This window comes from Lacticaseibacillus porcinae, from assembly GCF_003946305.1.
GTDB lineage: Bacteria > Bacillota > Bacilli > Lactobacillales > Lactobacillaceae > Lacticaseibacillus > Lacticaseibacillus porcinae.
The window spans coordinates 232,263-244,972 of record NZ_RHNS01000003.1 but is presented as its reverse complement, the minus strand read 5'-3'; the positions used below and the strand labels follow the sequence as shown (position 1 = coordinate 244,972).

Here is a 12,710-nt window from a genome sequence, read left to right as displayed (position 1 = left end):
GATGAGTGAAGTCGCGCAAATCTTTCAATTAGCCGCTGCGGATCCTCGCGTTGTCGCCATCGGCACTGAAGGCTCGCGTAACGATCCGGCAGTGTCTGAAGATGCCTGGTCAGATCTTGATGTCACGGTGTTTGTGCGCGAGTCCTTAGGCGATGATGCTTGGACGAAGTGGGTATGTGCATTCGGCGAGCCAGTGATTTGGCAACATTTGTTGAATCGCGATTTGTTTGGTGAGAGTTCTGAGATTTGGGACACGTACTTGGTGCGTTATGCGGGAACGCGGCGCATCGATTGGAAGTTTGCCCCGATTGCTGACCTTGAAAACTATCTTGCCGCTGACACGTTGAACCAAATTGTTTGGCGTGAAGGGCAAGTGCTGACGCCACAAGCAACTCATTCACTGAGTCACACCGTACAATTACCGACCGCTGCTGAATTTTTCGACGCAGTGAATGAAGTACTGTGGTGTGCTGGCAACGTCGCTAAAGCTTTGCATCGCGGAAACTTAGTGCATGCCAATGAACAGTTGAATGAAAATGTCCGACCTGGTGTGTTGCAATTGTTGAGTTGGCAATTGGCGTTGATTCATGAACACTTCAATGCAGGATCGCATTGGAAGTTTCTTGCGAATACGTTATCTGAAGCTGAACGTCAGCAATTGGTATCGAGTTATGCGCAAGGTGATTTGCGACAAGCACGTGCATGTTTGCAGACGTTGATCGATTTATGCGAAACTGCGAGTCGTGATATTGCAAAGCATCTGAAGTTTCAATTGCCGGCGTGGTTTGAACCAGGGTTACGACAATTGCGTGAGTGGTAGCTTGCGTGCAGTGAACAGTTTAGACAACTAGAAAAAGTGACCATCGCAACTCTTCAATCAAGAGTATCGCGATGGTCACTTTTCATTTGGTATTAGTTTTGTGAAACGTTCTTCCCAGCGATGCGGCCAAAGACGATGATATCGCAAATGGCGTTGCCGCCTAAGCGGTTGGTGCCGTGGATCCCGCCAGTGACTTCACCAGCTGCGTAAAGGCCTGGAATCACTTGACCGTTGGTGTTAATGGCTTCTGCTTGGGTATTGATCTTAATGCCGCCCATGGTGTGGTGAGTGGAAGGGGCGACTTTTTCAATGTAGAACTGACCTTTTTTAATTGGGGTGAAGGCTGCTGACTTGGCAAAGTCCGGATCTTTTTTGGCTTTGACATAGCCGTTGAAGGTATCAACCGTATTGACTAAAGTCTTGCTGTCGATATCAAAAGACTTTGCGAGGCCTTTGATCGAGTTTTTCTCAAACAACAATTTATCGGACTTAAGGGTCTTGAATTCTTTCTTGTAGGTCTTAGTGGTTTTGCCAAGTTTTTCAACTTCTTGTCCCCAAACTAAGTAAGCATAATGACCAGGTTGGGCCATGATAGCATTGCTGATGTCATCGCGGCGACCAGATTCGTTGACAAAACGCTTCCCGGCTTGGTTGACGAGGATCGCACCAGAAAAGCGTGAGTCGGCAACATAGCTGATGATCCCAGTTTCAGGATTCGACGTTGGGTAAGTTTGAATTTGTTTCATGTCAACGAGTTGTGCGCCGATATTTTGGGCGATCACGATCCCGTCACCTTGGGAACCAGCAACTGCAGTGGTTTTGTAAGTTGCATCGTATTTCTTATTGTATTGCATCCGCATGTTGACGTTAGCGGCAAAACCACCAGCAGCATCAACGACACCTTTCTTCGCGTCGAAGGTGACGGTTTTACCAGTGTTCGTTGCAGTCACGCCAGTTACGCGATCTGCAGGTTTGATCAAGGCTGTCGCTTTGGTGCTGGTGTACACTTTAACGCCGAGTTTCTTAGCCTTAGTCAATAATTTCTGGACGATTTCATTGCCAGTGCCACCCACAGGCACAACGGCGCGAGGGACACTGACGCCACCAAATTGTAACAGTTCATTTTTGTGGAAGCGAACACCAACATCAGACTTCAACCATTTGTAGGCGCCTAAAGCATTGTCCGCTAACGTGTTGACCAACGCAGGGTCGGCAATGTTGTCGCCGCCTTTAAGGGTATCGGAAACAAATTGTGCTTTGCTATCTTTGATGCCTTTGCGTTTTTGAATATCTGAACCTGGAACGTTGAATTCGCCACCAGAAACCGCGGTGTTACCGCCGACATTAGGTTGTTTTTCTAACACAGCGACTTTGGCACCATTTTCTGCAGCAGTCACAGCTGCAGAAAGCCCAGCGCCGCCGCCACCGATGACAACGACATCATAAGTATAATGGGATTTCTTGAGACCTTTGCTCAAGGCAATTTTCTTTTTGCTCATAAACATGGAGAGTGGCGCGCCAGATTGCTTCACCGCGCTTTTGACGGCATCAAGGTAACCCTCACTTGATTTAGATGCGCCAGAGACGGCATCGACGTTCACCGAGTTATGCGCAACGATCGCTGCGCGCAGCTGTTCCGAAGCTTCACTGCCTAAGCCTTTGGTTTCATGACTTTCAACAGTTTTAATGTCGGTGATCTTCTTGTCTTTGATCGTGACGGCAACTTTAAGTTTGCCACCTTCACCTTTGCTAGTGCCGACGTATGTGCCGTCTTTCACTTTTGTGCTGGCTTGTACAGTTTGGGTAGTAACATTGGCAACTGCGACTAACCCGAGTAGTAGCACTGCGCCAAAGATAATGCGTTGAATTATTTTTTTCATAATCATTCCTCCGTATATCTATAATCGTAACGAAGAATACTGTGAAAAGATACACATGCAAAGTGAATTCAGTCCTAAAAATTCAATGAGCAATATACTCAAGCAAATGGGATGTGGGCAACGTTGAACGAACCTTAAAAAAATAAAGCGTGAAATCAATGGCTGAAAATGAGGTGAGTATGAGTTTAATTGTAAGTTATGATTGGTGATTTGATTGGGGTTTTAAGCTAGAAAACATCAACTTGAATTGGTGGTGCACAATTATAAATGACAATTCTCAAATTTTTCGGTCGTTGATCGCCATTGTGTCATTGAAAAAAGAATTGCGTCACGCAAAAACGCCGGCTTCGCATTGAAGGCGGCGTTTGATGATTATTTCGTTAAATACATTTTAGCGTACACGCGATAAGACAATACCGCAAAGATGAGGATCCCCGCCACTAACCAAATGCCTGCAATTATCGATGTGTTGTGACTCAGCGAAACGGAGTGATCTAACAACTTCCGTGCAGTGTTAACAATCGGCGTCATCGGTTGATGATCTGCAAAGATCTGTACTGCTTTGGCCATGCCTTTAGTTGGCATCAAAGCCGAACTGACAAATAACAACATCAACAACACATAAGAGAAGCCGCCAGCTGAGGCATAATTGTCTGCCTTCAATGAGAAGGGAATCGCCAGCAACGTGATCGCCAGGCCAAACAACATCGACAACCCAACAAATAATAGTACCGAGCCGATCGTCGCATGCACGCGATAACCCATGATCAAGCCGACGACAAACACTGCAAGCTCTGCTAACAACATAAAGATCAACGACGCGAGCACATGCGATCCTAAAATCACCCATCGTGGGATCGGCAAAGAATGCAGGCGGTTGAGAAAGCCTGAGGTGCGATCATTGTTGATACGCAAAGACGTATAAGCGGATCCCATCGCCATCGTCAACAATAAAAATCCTGGGAGTGCATAGCGTAAGTAGGTAGTGGCGCTACCAGCACCACCAGCCGTGGCGATATTGCCACCTAACACATAAACAAAAAACAGTAACATAAACATTGGCATGGCGATTACTGTAATAATGGTATCCGCATTCGTGAGATTCTGCCGCACGATCCGCGCAGTTAAGGCATTCAATTGTTTAATCGTTTGCATGATTATTCTCCTGATCATTGATTGCTAAAAAGACGGATTCTAAGTCGGCTTCGTCGCGGTCGTAGTGTAAGACATTGATGTGATGGTCCAACATCAAACTCATGGCCTTAGCAGCAACGTCTGCATGCAAGTTGAAGCGCGCGTTTGTATTGGTGAAGGCGATGTGTGCCTCATTTAACAGTTGTTGCGCCAGTTGAACTTGTTGCTCGTCGACGGTGATGGTGTAGGTAGCGGTGACGCGTTGCTTGATTTCAGCAGGGGTACCATATTTCACGATCACCCCATCACGAATGAAGCCGATATGATCGGACAAGGCGTCTGCTTCATCTAAATATTGCGTGGTGAGAAATACCGTTTTGCCAGCGTCGCGAATCGCTTCGATCATTTGCCACAATGCTAAGCGATTTTTAGGATCGACGCCAGTGGTCGGTTCATCTAAGAAAATGACTTGCGCATCGCCGAGCAAAGACATTGCCAAATCTAAGCGCCGCCGCATCCCGCCAGAATAGGTTTTAACTTTGCGAGCTAGAAATTCGGTCAAGTCGAGTTGCCGTGACACACGATCGATGGCTGCGGGAATATTTTGAATGCCCCGTAATTTAGCGATCAATTTTAAATTGTCGAGGCCAGAAAACTCAGCATCAAAAGTCGTGTCTTGCGCATTTAATGCGATCAGTGGCCGCACCTGATTGCCTTGTTTGATGGGATCTAGGCCTAAGATCTTCACTGTACCGCAATCTTGGGCAGATAACGTGGCTAAAATATTGATTAAGGTACTTTTCCCGGCGCCATTTTCACCAAGTAAGGTGAAGATCTCACCTTTTTCAACGGTTAAGTTGATGTCTTTAAGGACTTTTAAAGCACCGAATTGCTTGGTGACGCCGTTGACTTCAATTGCTTTCACAGTTGTTCTGCCTCCTTGACTTGTTGTCGCAGTTGATTTTGGTATTTGATCAGCCATAAAGCTTCTGGATACTGGACCATGATATCCTCGGCAAAAGCAACAGGGTCTGAGCCGATGATTTGTTGCACTGGGACGTTTTCCGCAGCACTTTCTTGAAATAGGTGTAGGATTTCTTCAAGGGGTTCGATGATACTGCCAGAACGGGCGAAGTTCCATAAATATTTTTGGATCGCCATTAACGTTTGAGCGTATGGCGCAGGTAAGGCGTTGACGTCCTTGAGAAATTGTTTGTAGCGTTTTTTGTCTTGGATCAAGTTTGAAATAAAATCAGGCATTGGGAAACTCCTTTTAAATAAATTGTATTGCTAGGTAGTGAAGCTAAAATCAGATTAAGTTAACCAGTGACCGTTCATCTACTTATCACGGCTAAGTACTGCTACATAATAACAGCGGGTAGTAAGGCTGTCAACTGTTTTAAAAAAATAATTTTGTCACCAGTTGTTTGCTACCCTTATGCTCCTTAGGTATGATAAGGTCAACGATGAAAAGGCTTTTAAATGGAAGGTGAAATCATGTCAGAACGGGTCTTTCAATATCAATTCAACAAGATTTACCAGCTCTACCTGCAGAAAGTAACGAAAAAGGTCGTACGCAAGCAGAACTCGATGAAATTCTAAGTTGGTTGACAGGCTATGAGATTAGCAGCTTGCATGAAAGCCAGTTACCGCTACAAGATTTTTTTGCCGAAGCTAAAATGTCACCACAAGCAACGTTGATTACAGGTGTCATTTGTGGTGTTCGCGTGGAGCAACTCGAAGATCCTTTGATGAGGCAGATCCGTGAAATGGATAAGGTGGTTGACGAGTTAGCCAAAGGTAAAGCAATCGAGAAAATCAAACGGTGAGATAGTCGGAAAGAATCAACAACATGGCCGTGATTCGAATAATTTTTTATTTGGTGGCGCTGATCATGTTAGTGTGGTCAGGTTATTTGGTTAAAGTCAAAGGCGACAGAAGCAAAAAGCCGATGATTTTTGGCAGTCGTTGGGTGATCACTTGGTTTTTTATTTGGATGATCGAAAAATCATCGTGAACGATGCGCTTCGTCAAAGCACAAGTGGAAACAGGTCGCCTTAGCAAGATTTTTGCAAGAATATTTCCCAGGAAATGTTCAAGGTCAAAAGCTTTTAGCGTGGATTTGAAGCCTTTTGATGGTAAGCTATCGGTATCCTAAGACAAAATAGTGATGGGAGGAGTTGAGATGCAAATCGGCAAACAAATTCAAATTCACCGCCAACGCCTAGGGCTGACACAAGATGCTTTGGCTGGGAAATTATTCGTGACTCGTCAAACTATTTCCAATTGGGAAAATGACCGACACTACCCGGATATCGAGAATTTGTTGTTGCTGAGTCAATTATTTCAACTCTCCCTCGACGAATTAGTCAAAGGAGATGTCGTGCAAATGAAACATGAACTCAAGCTTTACAATCTTGATCGTGACGCAAAGCTAATGCTGGGACTCATGCTTGCCAGTTTAATTTCAATTGGACCATCGTTATATTTACTGAAATACTGGACATTGCTACCATCCGCAATATTTTGGGGAATAGCCATGATTTTCGCACTCCGCTTGGAAGCTTTTAAGAAAAAGGCTGATGTGCACACGTATCAAGAAATTTTGGCATATATGCAAGGCAAAGACGTCGAAGAATTACGTCAACAACGTCACAAGCGACGTGATCTTTGGTCCAAAGCCATCATTGTATTGTTATTTGCCGTTGTCAGTGGTGTGATTGCCTTGCTGGTTAGTCTGCCTTATCTGTTATGGCATTAGTATGTCAAACGTCGACTCTGTGAGTTGGCGTGTTTTTTTCGCAAAATCATCAAGTGCTTAGGCTAGTTGCGTGCTTGCAAGGCTTGGTTGCTGGTAGAATTGAAGCATAGTCCTTAAGGTAATGGTGGAGGTGCAAAGATGACGATCGGAGAACAGTTAACGGCAGCAAGGAAAGCACGTCAGTTGACGCAACAACAAGTCGCAGCACAATTGCATGTGACGCGGCAAACGATTTCCAGTTGGGAAGTTGGTCGCAGCTATCCAGATCTCGCTAGCGTGCTCGCGTTATCAGAATTCTTTGCCCTTTCTTTAGATCAATTACTTAAAGGAGATGCAGGAATGATGACAGATGCACAAGTGAAAGAACAAGAACGCCGCGGCGCGAAAGTGATGTATTGGGGTGCTTACGCGGTGAATCTGGTGTTGTTGGGGTTAGTGATCATGACCCAACAACACGTCAATGGCATGACTATGGGGTTTGGTACGCGGTTAGCGGCGGCGTTAGTGATGGTGATCAATTTGGTGGTATTGTTGTATGCCACTCGCAATTATCGCCGCTTGAAAGGTCCGTTGAGTGCGCAAGCAAAAACTCGCAGTCAGTGGTTGACCGGGTTAATGTTGTTACTGGCGTTAGGCTTAGTCTTTTTGCTTTTCGGCTGGACCGTTGAGTTTGCTGGTGCGATCGTTGGCATGACGGTTACCTTAGTCACCGTTAAATTGCTAATGCGACACTTTTTCAAATCATAAATCGATACGTCACAGTTTGTGACCTCAGGCAAAACCGTCAAAAGCCCTTGCCTTTATGCGATAATACGAATGGAGGCGAGTGCAGATGAAAATTGGGGCACAATTAGTCGCTGGACGACAAAAAATGGGGTTCACGCAACAAGAAGTCGCAGACAAATTATTTGTGACCAGGCAAACGGTTTCGCAATGGGAAAACGATCAACGCAAACCTGATCTTGAAGCCATCGCCAGCTTGTGTCGCTTGTTAAAACTCGATGCCCGTGAATTGCTTGGGGTCAAAACCACGCGTGATCAAACCATGAACGAGTTATTAGGCATGCCGGCAATGGCAGATATCGCTCGCAATATTAAAGTGCGTCCTGCGTACATGACAGCAGTCATTGACGGTGTGCAATATCCTCAACGCACCACGCCAAAATGGTTGAATCGCGTCATTGCCGGTTTTTCAATGGCGGTAGGCGATGCAGAATTTGATGACCAGTTGACGTTAAAAGACGAGCATGGCCATGTCTTTTATCAAGCAGTGCCCAAGCGGATGAGCCTTGCCTTATTAAGCAGTGTGATTTTTCCTTCGATTGGCACAGTCCCGATCATGGAAACACGTTATCGCACGCTGGTCACTATCGAACACATGAACTTGTTGATTCCGACGCCAACAGCAGTGCCAGCGTTAATTGCCTGAGCGCAAACTCATGACGTCTTGCTTCAAGATCCGATGCAGTTGACGACGCATCAAAATCTCGATTTCAAAGCATTGACTGCTGATCAATTTAAAAAGCTTGCTGCCGGCACCCCATATGAGATTATCTACCAACAAAGCGGTGGTAATATGGCACCTTGGTAACGAGTTGACAAGTCAGGGTAAAGCCTGCATACTAACGATACGAAAGGCGTGGTACCCGTGAAAAAAATTTATTTCTTATGTACCGGCAATTCTTGTCGCAGTCAAATGGCAGAAGGCTTTGCCAAGCAACTGCTCCCAAGTGATTGGGAGATTCAAAGTGCCGGGGTCGAAACTCATGGCCTCAATCCTCAAGCCGTGCAAGTGATGGCAGAAGTGGGGATCGATATTTCTCATCATACGTCGAAGTTGATCGATACCACTTACCTGAATCAATGTGATTTGGTGGTGACGCTTTGCGGTGATGCGCGAGATCGTTGCCCCATCACACCGCCAACAGTGACAAAGTTGCATTGGCCGCTGCCAGATCCGGCACCGACACATGACCTTGATGTGTTTCGTGCAGTGCGCGATGAAATCAAAACCAAAGTCTTGTCATTAAACTAATTTTGGAAAGTCCTAGCAATAGGGCTTTTTTCTTTGGTCAAAATGCGGTATAACAAAATTAGAAAAAGATTAAAGGGGTTGGGGATTATGATGATGAATTCACGAGACGTCCGCCACTTTGAAGAAGACCGCGGTATGGATCGCGTCGCCGATGACTATTGGACAAACGCTGATGCTAAGCGTTCAGGCAGCTTTGTTGCCGTGGTTGTGATCGCAGTGATCGCCTTATTAGCAATTTTCTAATGCTAGAATTTGACGCCCAGCAAAGAAGCGCCCATGATGACCTTAAAGGAGGCGATCATGGTGCGCTTTTCTGTTATTGTACCAATGTATAATTTAGGGGAATATCTGCAACCGATGCTTGATACCTTAGCCAATCAAACTGAGAATTTTGAATTATGGTTGATTTCTGATGGTTCAACTGATGAAACCTTCGCACATGCGCAACAATTTGTGCGTGGGATCGCGAATTGGCATGCGATAGAAATTGCCCACAGCGGCATTTCCGCTGCTCGCAACACTGGCTTGAAACATGCAACTGGTGATCTGATCGGATTTGTTGATGGTGATGATCGGCTGGCACCAGATTTTGTGCAAATGTTGCAAGCAGGTTTTTCACAACCAAATATCATGGCTACAGCAGTCGGTTATCGCTGGTGGGGTGTCAATCAACATCATTTACCTGGGTGGGTGTTGTTTGATCAGCAGCAAATGTTTGGTCAAGTCACGCAACATGGCAGTGCAGTTGGTGGTTATGTGTGGAACAAAGCTTTTCGTCGCGCGGCCATCGGCGACTTACGTTTTGATGAAAGCTTACACATTGCCGAAGACTATTGGTTTACTGCTAATTTTGTGGCGCAAAATCCTGGGACTTACGCGTTTGAACCTAATGTCCGCTATGTCAAAGTCGCGCGGCCGAACAGCACCATCCATACTGCAGATCGTCGTCAAGAAGCCCAAGTGTTCAATCGAATTCACGATTTAGCGAAACACTTGGATCACGGCCACAACCACGATCGGTACGACTAATGCTGGCAAAAGATTCAGCGTTTTGATCGGCTTCAACCCTAAAATACTGATGCCAGAGGCTAAGATCAACACCCCGCCGACAATCGACAATTCAGTGATCATCGCATTGGAAATGGCGCCTGCTAATAATTTGGCAATCAAATAAATGCCGCCTTGCCAACAAAATAATACTGGTGCGGCAATAATCATCCCAAAGCCAAAACTTGTGGCTAAAATCGTCGACGTCACCGCATCAAGCATCCCGTTCGTCAACAACATGGTGATATCACCTTTTAACGCGGCAGTGATGGGACCGACGATCGATAAAGTGCCAATGCAATACAGTAAGATCCCAGTGGCTAAGCCTTGCGCCAAGCCTTGTTGGCCTTCGTGCTTGGCTAGCAGGCGGTTGAAGCGGCCGTCAAGATCGAGTTTACTGCCGATCAAAGCGCCGATCGCAAGACTGGCAATAAATAAAACCGGATATTTCGAATCTGGCATATGACTTAAAGTGGTGTTTAAGCCAATCGCGATCACGCATAATCCTAAAGCTTCCATTAACATCTGATGCGTTGACGGCTTGATACCGCGTTTGCCTAAGGCGCCTAAGGTCGAACCTAAAATGATCATAGCTGTATTAAAAAGTGTGCCTAACATGTGCCCTCCGAGAAACTGTTTTATTTATCATAAACACTCCACCTAAGGGAGAGTCAACACTGGTAGCTGGATCTGGGTGCAATAATCTTTGGGATCTGCGGATACATCTTGGTCGATCAAGGTACGTTCGATCGCATCACCGCAGACTTTTAAATGGTGATCAGCGATAAATTTCAAGAGTTGTTGATAAGCTGGTGCAGCATGGTCATGACCCCCGTTGAAATTCAACGTCGCAAATTTTCCGCCAGGTAAATTTGCATTGCCTGAGCGATCAGCCAAGACAAAAATCGCGGAAATCGATTCAAAATCGGATGCATTGATCGCACTTTGCGCGCGGATCACGCCGACGCCACCAGAAAATAAGGTTGCATCGGCTAAGGCTTGCGGATCAAATTGCCGCAACGCCAGCTCTAAGTCTTGATTGGAACGAATCGGCACGCTTAAACGCAAACACGGTCTGGCAGGTAAGGTTTCTAAATAGGGTCGGTCAAACTCACTTAATGTCGATAACGCCTTGATGCGCGTTTGTAAGTGTTGTTGCACACGTTGCAAAGCGGCAATTTGTTCGGCGATGGTCATTTGTTGGTGTTTAAGCTGTTTAATGAGACTTTCACGATCAGGCGCCGCTAAGTGCGTTTTGATTTCTGAAAGCGACAACCCCAATTTTTTTAAGTAGAAAATGGTGTTCAACCGTTCGAATTGCGCAATGGTGTAATACCGATAGCCACTGTGCACATCAATCCGGGCAGGCGGCAGGATACCGGTGTCCGCGTAATAGCGCAACGTTTTTACGCTAGTGGCAAACAGCTTGGCCATTTGCCCGATAGAAAATTCTGTCGCCATAGTGGTCTCCTTTTTCTGAAAATGCTAGTATTGAGATGAGAATTCGGTTAAAATAAGACGGTGTGCTGACAAGGAGGACCAAATGCAAGCAAAAGTGATCATCAGCCAAGATCTTTCTGGAGTCGGCCAAGTGTCGATGGGCGTGGCGTTGCCATTGATCGCGGCGCTTGGTCATGACCCGCTGCCGTTGCCAACGGCTTTATTATCCGCCCATACCGGCTTTGCCAACAACACTTATTTTGATCTTTCAGCGCAAATGGCTGAGATCTTAACGCATTGGGAAAGCCTTGAACTTGATCCCCAAGCGATTTTGTTAGGGTATTTAGGGAAGAATGCCTTGAAAGTGTGGCAAACATGGTTGCCTCAATTCAATGACGTGCCATTAGTGGTGATCGATCCGGTGATGGGGGATCACGGCAAACTATATCGCGGCTTTGACGACGCGTATGTGCAAGCCATGCGAGCACTGATCACGCACGCGACGGTGATCACGCCAAATCCTACGGAAGCGCAGTTGTTGTTAGGGGATGAACTTAACGCTGAGCCGCTGACTATGAAGGCGGCGCGCAGTTTAGGGACCCGGTTGGCGCAACGCTTTGGGGTGCAAGTGGTGTTAACTGGGGTGACGTTGGTGAATGATCGCGTTGGCGTGATCGTCGTAGATGGCGACGATTTAAAGTGGTGGCAAACGCAACGGTTGTCAGGGCATTACTTTGGCACTGGCGATATTTTCGCTGCTGTGTTGTGTGGTGCGTTGTTGCGCGGCCTAACCCTCGGCCAAGCCAGTGAAATTGCCGTGCACTTTGAATCCCGCGCGATTATTTCCACATTGGCTATGAAGGCTGATCCAAAATTCGGGGTCGCTTATACCACGGAAATTCCGTGGTTGTTAGAAATGATTTCAAAATTGCTTTAGGAGGAACTTGTTAATGAAACGAACCACTAACTTACGCAAGCTGATCTTCACAGGCTTGTTTGCTGCAATTATTTATATTGGGATCTGGATGTTACGGATCCCGTTGCTTGCCATTGTTGGTCGGCCATTTATTCATTTTGGGAATACCTTAATGGTGTTAGCGATTTTGTTTTTAGGTGGCGCTTACGGCTTTGTCGCTTCTGCCATCGGCTTAGGCGGCTTTGATGTGTTGAACGGCTATGCAGCGACTAGCTGGTTGACGGTGTTGGAGTGTTTGGTGATGGCCATTGTGGTATCGAGTTTATTCAAAGCGTTCAAAGGCTCAACCCACAAGCTCGATACCAAAGCCTTGATCACCATCAGCGTCACTGCAGGGATCACCAAGATCATCACCAGCTATTTGGTGTCGATCGTTGAAGCGATGATGGTAGGGACCAGTTTCCACGTTGCTATCGTCGCCAGCTTTATGAGTTTGACTTCTGCTGGCATTAACGCGGTGTCGACGGCGATTGTGGTGCCGATTTTATATCTGGCGTTATTTCCAGCCTTCAAGCGAATCAATCGATAAAATAGCAATTCAGTCGGCACATCCGTCCGACTGATTTTTTTGTGTTGAAAGCCCAAGGATTGCCATCTTTGGATGGATGTTGCGGCAA

The 12,710-nt window shown here is 46.2% G+C and carries 18 protein-coding genes; 12 read left to right on the top strand and 6 right to left on the bottom strand.

Annotated elements, in window-relative coordinates; genetic code table 11:
- Nucleotide 1 precedes the first annotated feature (1 nt).
- Nucleotides 2-820: an aminoglycoside 6-adenylyltransferase gene (locus EKM92_RS04870; protein WP_125708449.1), complete on the top strand. Its 819-nt coding sequence runs from the start codon at nt 2-4 to the stop codon at nt 818-820.
- A 92-nt stretch (nt 821-912) separates the two neighbouring features.
- Here EKM92_RS04870 and EKM92_RS04865 read toward each other — a convergent pair whose 3' ends face one another.
- The 4 genes from EKM92_RS04865 to EKM92_RS04850 all read right to left on the bottom strand — a co-directional run bounded on the left by EKM92_RS04865 (nt 913) and on the right by EKM92_RS04850 (nt 5,094).
- The gene (locus EKM92_RS04865; protein WP_125708447.1) at nt 913-2,700 is read right to left on the bottom strand and encodes a flavocytochrome c; all 1,788 of its coding nucleotides are present in this window, start codon (nt 2,698-2,700) and stop codon (nt 913-915) included.
- 372 nt (nt 2,701-3,072) lie between these two features.
- On the bottom strand, nt 3,073-3,855 hold the full coding sequence (locus EKM92_RS04860; RefSeq protein ID WP_125708445.1) for an ABC transporter permease: 783 nt from the start codon (nt 3,853-3,855) through the stop codon (nt 3,073-3,075).
- The gene (locus tag EKM92_RS04855) at nt 3,842-4,759 is read right to left on the bottom strand and encodes an ABC transporter ATP-binding protein (RefSeq protein WP_125708443.1); all 918 of its coding nucleotides are present in this window, start codon (nt 4,757-4,759) and stop codon (nt 3,842-3,844) included. Before EKM92_RS04855 ends, EKM92_RS04860 begins: the two co-directional genes overlap by 14 nt.
- The gene (locus EKM92_RS04850; RefSeq protein WP_125708441.1) at nt 4,756-5,094 is read right to left on the bottom strand and encodes a DUF1048 domain-containing protein; all 339 of its coding nucleotides are present in this window, start codon (nt 5,092-5,094) and stop codon (nt 4,756-4,758) included. Before EKM92_RS04850 ends, EKM92_RS04855 begins: the two co-directional genes overlap by 4 nt.
- Nucleotides 5,095-5,351: 257 nt before the next feature.
- Here EKM92_RS04850 and EKM92_RS04845 point away from each other — a divergent pair, with 257 nt between their 5' ends.
- The 9 genes from EKM92_RS04845 (at nt 5,352) to EKM92_RS04820 (ending at nt 9,659) form a co-directional block, all read left to right on the top strand.
- Nucleotides 5,352-5,663 (top strand): DUF2200 family protein, encoded by a 312-nt coding sequence (locus EKM92_RS04845; RefSeq protein WP_338035098.1) that lies wholly within the window; start codon nt 5,352-5,354, stop codon nt 5,661-5,663.
- 65 nt (nt 5,664-5,728) lie between these two features.
- Entirely contained in the window at nt 5,729-5,851 is a 123-nt protein-coding gene (locus EKM92_RS13810; protein WP_263853884.1) for a hypothetical protein, read from the top strand.
- Between the two features lie 168 nt (nt 5,852-6,019).
- Complete coding sequence (locus tag EKM92_RS04840; protein WP_164509902.1) at nt 6,020-6,595, top strand: helix-turn-helix transcriptional regulator; 576 nt, start codon at nt 6,020-6,022, stop codon at nt 6,593-6,595.
- A 138-nt stretch (nt 6,596-6,733) separates the two neighbouring features.
- On the top strand, nt 6,734-7,342 hold the full coding sequence (locus tag EKM92_RS04835) for a helix-turn-helix domain-containing protein (protein WP_125708437.1): 609 nt from the start codon (nt 6,734-6,736) through the stop codon (nt 7,340-7,342).
- A gap of 85 nt (nt 7,343-7,427) precedes the next feature.
- The gene (locus tag EKM92_RS04830) at nt 7,428-8,024 is read left to right on the top strand and encodes a helix-turn-helix domain-containing protein (RefSeq protein WP_125708435.1); all 597 of its coding nucleotides are present in this window, start codon (nt 7,428-7,430) and stop codon (nt 8,022-8,024) included.
- A gap of 18 nt (nt 8,025-8,042) precedes the next feature.
- Entirely contained in the window at nt 8,043-8,186 is a 144-nt protein-coding gene (locus EKM92_RS13575) for a hypothetical protein (RefSeq protein ID WP_164509901.1), read from the top strand.
- Nucleotides 8,187-8,243: 57 nt separating this feature from the next.
- The gene (gene arsC / locus EKM92_RS04825; protein ID WP_125708433.1) at nt 8,244-8,630 is read left to right on the top strand and encodes an arsenate reductase (thioredoxin); all 387 of its coding nucleotides are present in this window, start codon (nt 8,244-8,246) and stop codon (nt 8,628-8,630) included.
- Nucleotides 8,631-8,717: 87 nt separating this feature from the next.
- A complete protein-coding gene (locus EKM92_RS13570) occupies nt 8,718-8,873 on the top strand; it encodes a hypothetical protein (RefSeq protein WP_164509900.1) in 156 nt (51 codons plus the stop codon).
- Nucleotides 8,874-8,906: 33 nt separating this feature from the next.
- Nucleotides 8,907-9,659 carry a glycosyltransferase family 2 protein gene (locus EKM92_RS04820; protein WP_225420719.1) on the top strand — a complete coding sequence of 251 codons (753 nt, stop codon included), beginning with the start codon at nt 8,907-8,909 and terminating at the stop codon, nt 9,657-9,659.
- Here the strand turns inward: EKM92_RS04820 and EKM92_RS04815 are convergent.
- Together EKM92_RS04815 and EKM92_RS04810 are read right to left on the bottom strand one after the other, a co-directional pair.
- Nucleotides 9,612-10,295, bottom strand: a complete 684-nt coding sequence (locus tag EKM92_RS04815; RefSeq protein WP_125708431.1) for a DUF554 domain-containing protein — start codon at nt 10,293-10,295, stop codon at nt 9,612-9,614. The two genes, EKM92_RS04820 and EKM92_RS04815, sit on opposite strands and share 48 nt — an antisense overlap.
- A 42-nt stretch (nt 10,296-10,337) precedes the next feature.
- Nucleotides 10,338-11,138 (bottom strand): MerR family transcriptional regulator, encoded by an 801-nt coding sequence (locus tag EKM92_RS04810; protein ID WP_125708429.1) that lies wholly within the window; start codon nt 11,136-11,138, stop codon nt 10,338-10,340.
- An 82-nt stretch (nt 11,139-11,220) separates the two neighbouring features.
- Here EKM92_RS04810 and EKM92_RS04805 point away from each other — a divergent pair, with 82 nt between their 5' ends.
- Both EKM92_RS04805 and EKM92_RS04800 read left to right on the top strand, forming a co-directional pair.
- On the top strand, nt 11,221-12,054 hold the full coding sequence (locus EKM92_RS04805; RefSeq protein WP_125708427.1) for a pyridoxamine kinase: 834 nt from the start codon (nt 11,221-11,223) through the stop codon (nt 12,052-12,054).
- 13 nt (nt 12,055-12,067) lie between these two features.
- On the top strand, nt 12,068-12,622 hold the full coding sequence (locus EKM92_RS04800; RefSeq protein ID WP_125708426.1) for an ECF transporter S component: 555 nt from the start codon (nt 12,068-12,070) through the stop codon (nt 12,620-12,622).
- Nucleotides 12,623-12,710 lie beyond the last annotated feature (88 nt).

Bases quoted from the DNA above. Each gene is read 5' to 3' on its own strand.
- EKM92_RS04870 (WP_125708449.1), top strand. From the start codon at position 2: ATGAGTGAAGTCGCGCAAATCTTTCAATTAGCCGCTGCGGATCCTCGC.
- EKM92_RS04865 (WP_125708447.1), bottom strand. From the start codon at position 2,700: ATGAAAAAAATAATTCAACGCATTATCTTTGGCGCAGTGCTACTACTC.
- EKM92_RS04860 (WP_125708445.1), bottom strand. From the start codon at position 3,855: ATGCAAACGATTAAACAATTGAATGCCTTAACTGCGCGGATCGTGCGG.
- EKM92_RS04850 (WP_125708441.1), bottom strand. From the start codon at position 5,094: ATGCCTGATTTTATTTCAAACTTGATCCAAGACAAAAAACGCTACAAA.
- EKM92_RS13810 (WP_263853884.1), top strand. From the start codon at position 5,729: ATGTTAGTGTGGTCAGGTTATTTGGTTAAAGTCAAAGGCGACAGAAGC.
- EKM92_RS04840 (WP_164509902.1), top strand. From the start codon at position 6,020: ATGCAAATCGGCAAACAAATTCAAATTCACCGCCAACGCCTAGGGCTG.
- EKM92_RS04835 (WP_125708437.1), top strand. From the start codon at position 6,734: ATGACGATCGGAGAACAGTTAACGGCAGCAAGGAAAGCACGTCAGTTG.
- EKM92_RS04830 (WP_125708435.1), top strand. From the start codon at position 7,428: ATGAAAATTGGGGCACAATTAGTCGCTGGACGACAAAAAATGGGGTTC.
- EKM92_RS13570 (WP_164509900.1), top strand. From the start codon at position 8,718: ATGATGATGAATTCACGAGACGTCCGCCACTTTGAAGAAGACCGCGGT.
- EKM92_RS04820 (WP_225420719.1), top strand. From the start codon at position 8,907: ATGATGACCTTAAAGGAGGCGATCATGGTGCGCTTTTCTGTTATTGTA.
- EKM92_RS04815 (WP_125708431.1), bottom strand. From the start codon at position 10,295: ATGTTAGGCACACTTTTTAATACAGCTATGATCATTTTAGGTTCGACC.
- EKM92_RS04810 (WP_125708429.1), bottom strand. From the start codon at position 11,138: ATGGCGACAGAATTTTCTATCGGGCAAATGGCCAAGCTGTTTGCCACT.
- EKM92_RS04805 (WP_125708427.1), top strand. From the start codon at position 11,221: ATGCAAGCAAAAGTGATCATCAGCCAAGATCTTTCTGGAGTCGGCCAA.
- EKM92_RS04800 (WP_125708426.1), top strand. From the start codon at position 12,068: ATGAAACGAACCACTAACTTACGCAAGCTGATCTTCACAGGCTTGTTT.